The sequence below is a fragment of the Mucilaginibacter sp. P4_G9 genome, assembly GCF_056400985.1.
The window spans coordinates 1-3,353 of record NZ_JBFUKF010000497.1 but is presented as its reverse complement, the minus strand read 5'-3'; the positions used below and the strand labels follow the sequence as shown (position 1 = coordinate 3,353).

Annotated in this window: 5 protein-coding genes; all 5 read left to right on the top strand. The window is 41.1% G+C overall.

Features of this window, described 5'->3' with window-relative positions:
* On the top strand, positions 1–242 hold a 242-nt coding region (locus tag AC1DPZ_RS24390; RefSeq protein ID WP_477408355.1), incomplete at its 5' end, for a four helix bundle protein.
* A gap of 43 nt (positions 243–285) precedes the next feature.
* On the top strand, positions 286–1,512 hold the full coding sequence (gene argG / locus AC1DPZ_RS24385) for an argininosuccinate synthase (protein WP_477408353.1): 1,227 nt from the start codon (positions 286–288) through the stop codon (positions 1,510–1,512).
* 2 nt (positions 1,513–1,514) lie between these two features.
* A complete protein-coding gene (locus AC1DPZ_RS24380; protein WP_477408351.1) occupies positions 1,515–1,910 on the top strand; it encodes a cupin domain-containing protein in 396 nt (131 codons plus the stop codon).
* Positions 1,911–1,939: 29 nt separating this feature from the next.
* Positions 1,940–2,980: an N-acetyl-gamma-glutamyl-phosphate reductase gene (argC, locus tag AC1DPZ_RS24375; protein WP_477408350.1), complete on the top strand. Its 1,041-nt coding sequence runs from the start codon at positions 1,940–1,942 to the stop codon at positions 2,978–2,980.
* A gap of 36 nt (positions 2,981–3,016) precedes the next feature.
* Positions 3,017–3,353 (top strand): four helix bundle protein (locus AC1DPZ_RS24370; protein ID WP_477408349.1); only part of this gene is annotated, 337 nt, incomplete at its 3' end.

The window sequence follows — 3,353 nt, the reverse complement described above, 5'->3', positions numbered from 1 at the left end:
GGTCAACCTACTCGATTCCATTAAATATTGTAGAAGGCTGTGGCAAAAACACCGATAAAGACTTTGCCCATTACCTGGATAATGCTTTAGGGTCGGCTCATGAAGTTAAATATACCTGTTACTTAATTTATGATCTGGGATTTATCCCCAAAGAAATTTACGACAAAATACACACAGCAATTAATGAGGTGAAAGCCATGTTAATTGGCTTCATAAAGTTTTTACGCGGCGAAAACCTTTAACCTTTCGCCTTTAACCTTTTACCTCATAGAGATACTTTAAAACATGAAAAAGAAAGTAGTATTAGCATACAGCGGCGGATTAGACACCTCATTTTGCTGTATATATTTAACACAGGACCTTGGTTACGAAGTTCACTCGGTAATTGTTAACACCGGGGGCTTTAGCGACAAAGAATTAAAAGGAGTTGAAGAACGTGCCTACAAAATGGGCGTTACATCACATCATGTGGTTGATGAAACCAAAAACTTTTACGATACCTGTGTTCGCTTTTTGATTTATGGTAATGTATTAAAAAACAACACCTACCCGCTTTCTGTAAGTGCCGAGCGCGTGAGCCAGGCAACAGCAATTGCTAATTACGCTAAAGAAATTGGTGCCGAATTTGTAGCACATGGCAGCACCGGCGCCGGTAACGACCAGGTGCGTTTTGATATGATCTTTAACATCCTGGTTCCCGAAGTAAAGATCATCACCCCTATCCGCGATTTGAAATTGAGCCGCGAAGAAGAGATCCAATACCTGAAAGAGCATGGTGTGGAAATGAACTTCGAAAAGGCAAAATATTCTATCAATAAAGGTATCTGGGGCACATCAGTTGGTGGTAAAGAAACGCTGACCTCGAACTTAGGTCTGCCCGAAGAAGCATGGCCAACACAAGTTACCGAATCGGAAGTAAAAAACCTGGAGCTGGTATTTGAAAAGGGCGAACTGGTGGGTATCGATAATGAAAAATACGATCATCCCACCAAAGCAATACAGGCATTGCAAGCCATCGCGCAGCCTTACGGCATTGGTCGCGATATTCACGTTGGCGATACTATTATAGGCATTAAAGGTCGGGTAGGTTTTGAGGCAGCCGCGCCGATGGTGATCATCAAAGCCCACCATACTTTAGAGAAACATGTGTTGACTAAATGGCAACTAACCTGGAAAGACCAGTTATCAGCTTTTTATGGCAACTGGCTACATGAAGGGCAGTTTCATGACCCAATCATGCGCAATATGGAAGCTTTTTTAAGCGACACACAGCAAAATGTAAGCGGTAAAGTGTTTGTACAATTACACCCTTATCGTTTCCAGGTTATAGGTATTGAATCTGATCACGACCTGATGTCAAATAAATTTGGCAGCTATGGCGAAATGAACAATTCATGGAGTGGTGAGGATGTTAAAGGTTTCTCAAAAATATTTGGCAACCAGGTGATGATTTATCATAAGGTTAATGCCCCCGAACCCACTAAGGGGGGAGCAATTAATGCGAAGGACTAATCATGACAGAAAAAGACAATTTACATGCCATTCCAACTGCTCCTTTAGGGGGCCAGGTGGCTTTTTCCAAAGGCGAGTGCTTAAAGCACTATAAATGGGGTGATGACTGTCATGGGTGGACATTTATTGACACCGAAGAACTGTCTGTAAAGCAGGAATTGATGCCTCCTGATACTGCTGAGCAATTGCACTATCACGAAAAGGCTAAGCAGGTTTTCTTTATTTTGAAAGGACGGGCAACTTTCTCCATCGACGGGAAAATTACCGTGTTAAAACCAGAGCAGGGCATCGAGATATTACCAGGCCAGAAACACTTCATCAGTAATAACGACCGGAGCGACCTGGAGTTTATCCTATATTCGTATCCATCAACAAATAATGACAGGATTACCCGCTAACCCCTAAAGGCGGAATAATTATTAAAGTTATGACTCAAACAACTGAAAATATAAAGGATTCTTCACTTACCCCCTCTCCAGGGAGCCGGGGGCCTATTCGTGCAGGCGTCATTGGTGGTGCGGGATATACTGGTGGCGAAATGCTTCGGCTATTGATCAATCACCCCAATGTAGAGATCATTTTTGTGCACAGTAACAGCAACACAGGCAAACACGTTTATGAAGTGCACTCCGATCTGTTTGGTGATACCAATCTTAGGTTTTCGGGCGAATTATCAAATGCCATCGATGTATTGTTTCTGTGTGTTGGCCATGGCGATGCAAAAAAGTTTTTAGAAACCAATGTGATCCCCGATCATATTAAGATCATCGATCTGAGCCAGGATTTTAGGTTAATCCAAAATTCAAAACTCAAAAATAAAAACTTTGTATACGGCTTGCCTGAATTAAACCGCGAGGCAATAAAAACCGCTGATAATATCGCCAATCCAGGCTGCTTTGCTACCTGCCTGCAATTAGGTTTATTACCATTGGCATCAAAAGGATTATTGATGAACGAGGTTCACGTCACCGCGACAACAGGATCAACCGGGGCCGGCCAAAGCTTAGCTGCTACCTCGCACTTTACGTGGAGAAACGATAACCTATCTGTTTATAAGGCTTTTAATCACCAGCACCTAAACGAGATTGGGCAATCGTTAAAACAATTACAGGTTAATTTTAACCAGGCTATAAACTTCATCCCTTACCGTGGTGATTTTACCCGTGGCATAATAGCCTCTATATACACTGATAGCGACCTAAGTGCCGAAGACGCATTAAAACTTTACCAGGAATATTATGAAGGCCATCCGTTTACACATGTAACCAGTCATAATATTGATTTGAAACAGATAGTCAACACAAATAAATGCTTTCTGCAGATTACAAAACATGAAGGTAAGCTTTTAATAATAAGCATTTTAGATAACTTACTTAAAGGAGCATCAGGCCATGCGGTTCAGAATATGAACTTGCTCTTCGGCCTGGATGAACGAGCCGGGCTGCGACTTAAGGCGACCGCTTTTTAGCTAAAAGCCCAAGGCCGAAAGCAAAAAGCTGTTGCCGTGAAAAATAATATGAGGGATTACAAAAAGTATGAAGTATGGAAAAAAGCACATGAACTTAATATGTTCGTTTATCTAACTCTACTTCCAAAATTTCCAAAGAGCGAACAATATGATTTAATGAGTCAAACAAAACGAGCTTCATATTCAATACCTTTAAATATAGTTGAAGGTTGTGGAAGAAATACAGAACGTGATTTTGCTCATTTTTTAGATCAGTCATTAGGTTCGGCACATGAACTGGAATATTGCTGTTTGATGTGTAAAGATCTCTCGTACATTACTGAAGATTTGTTTCAGCAAACAAATAAGTTAATAAACGAAGTTAAGGCAATGC

Coding starts and splice junctions, on each gene's coding strand:
- AC1DPZ_RS24380 (WP_477408351.1), top strand. CDS start 1,515: ATGACAGAAAAAGACAATTTACATGCCATTCCAACTGCTCCTTTAGGG.
- argG (WP_477408353.1), top strand. CDS start 286: ATGAAAAAGAAAGTAGTATTAGCATACAGCGGCGGATTAGACACCTCA.
- argC (WP_477408350.1), top strand. CDS start 1,940: ATGACTCAAACAACTGAAAATATAAAGGATTCTTCACTTACCCCCTCT.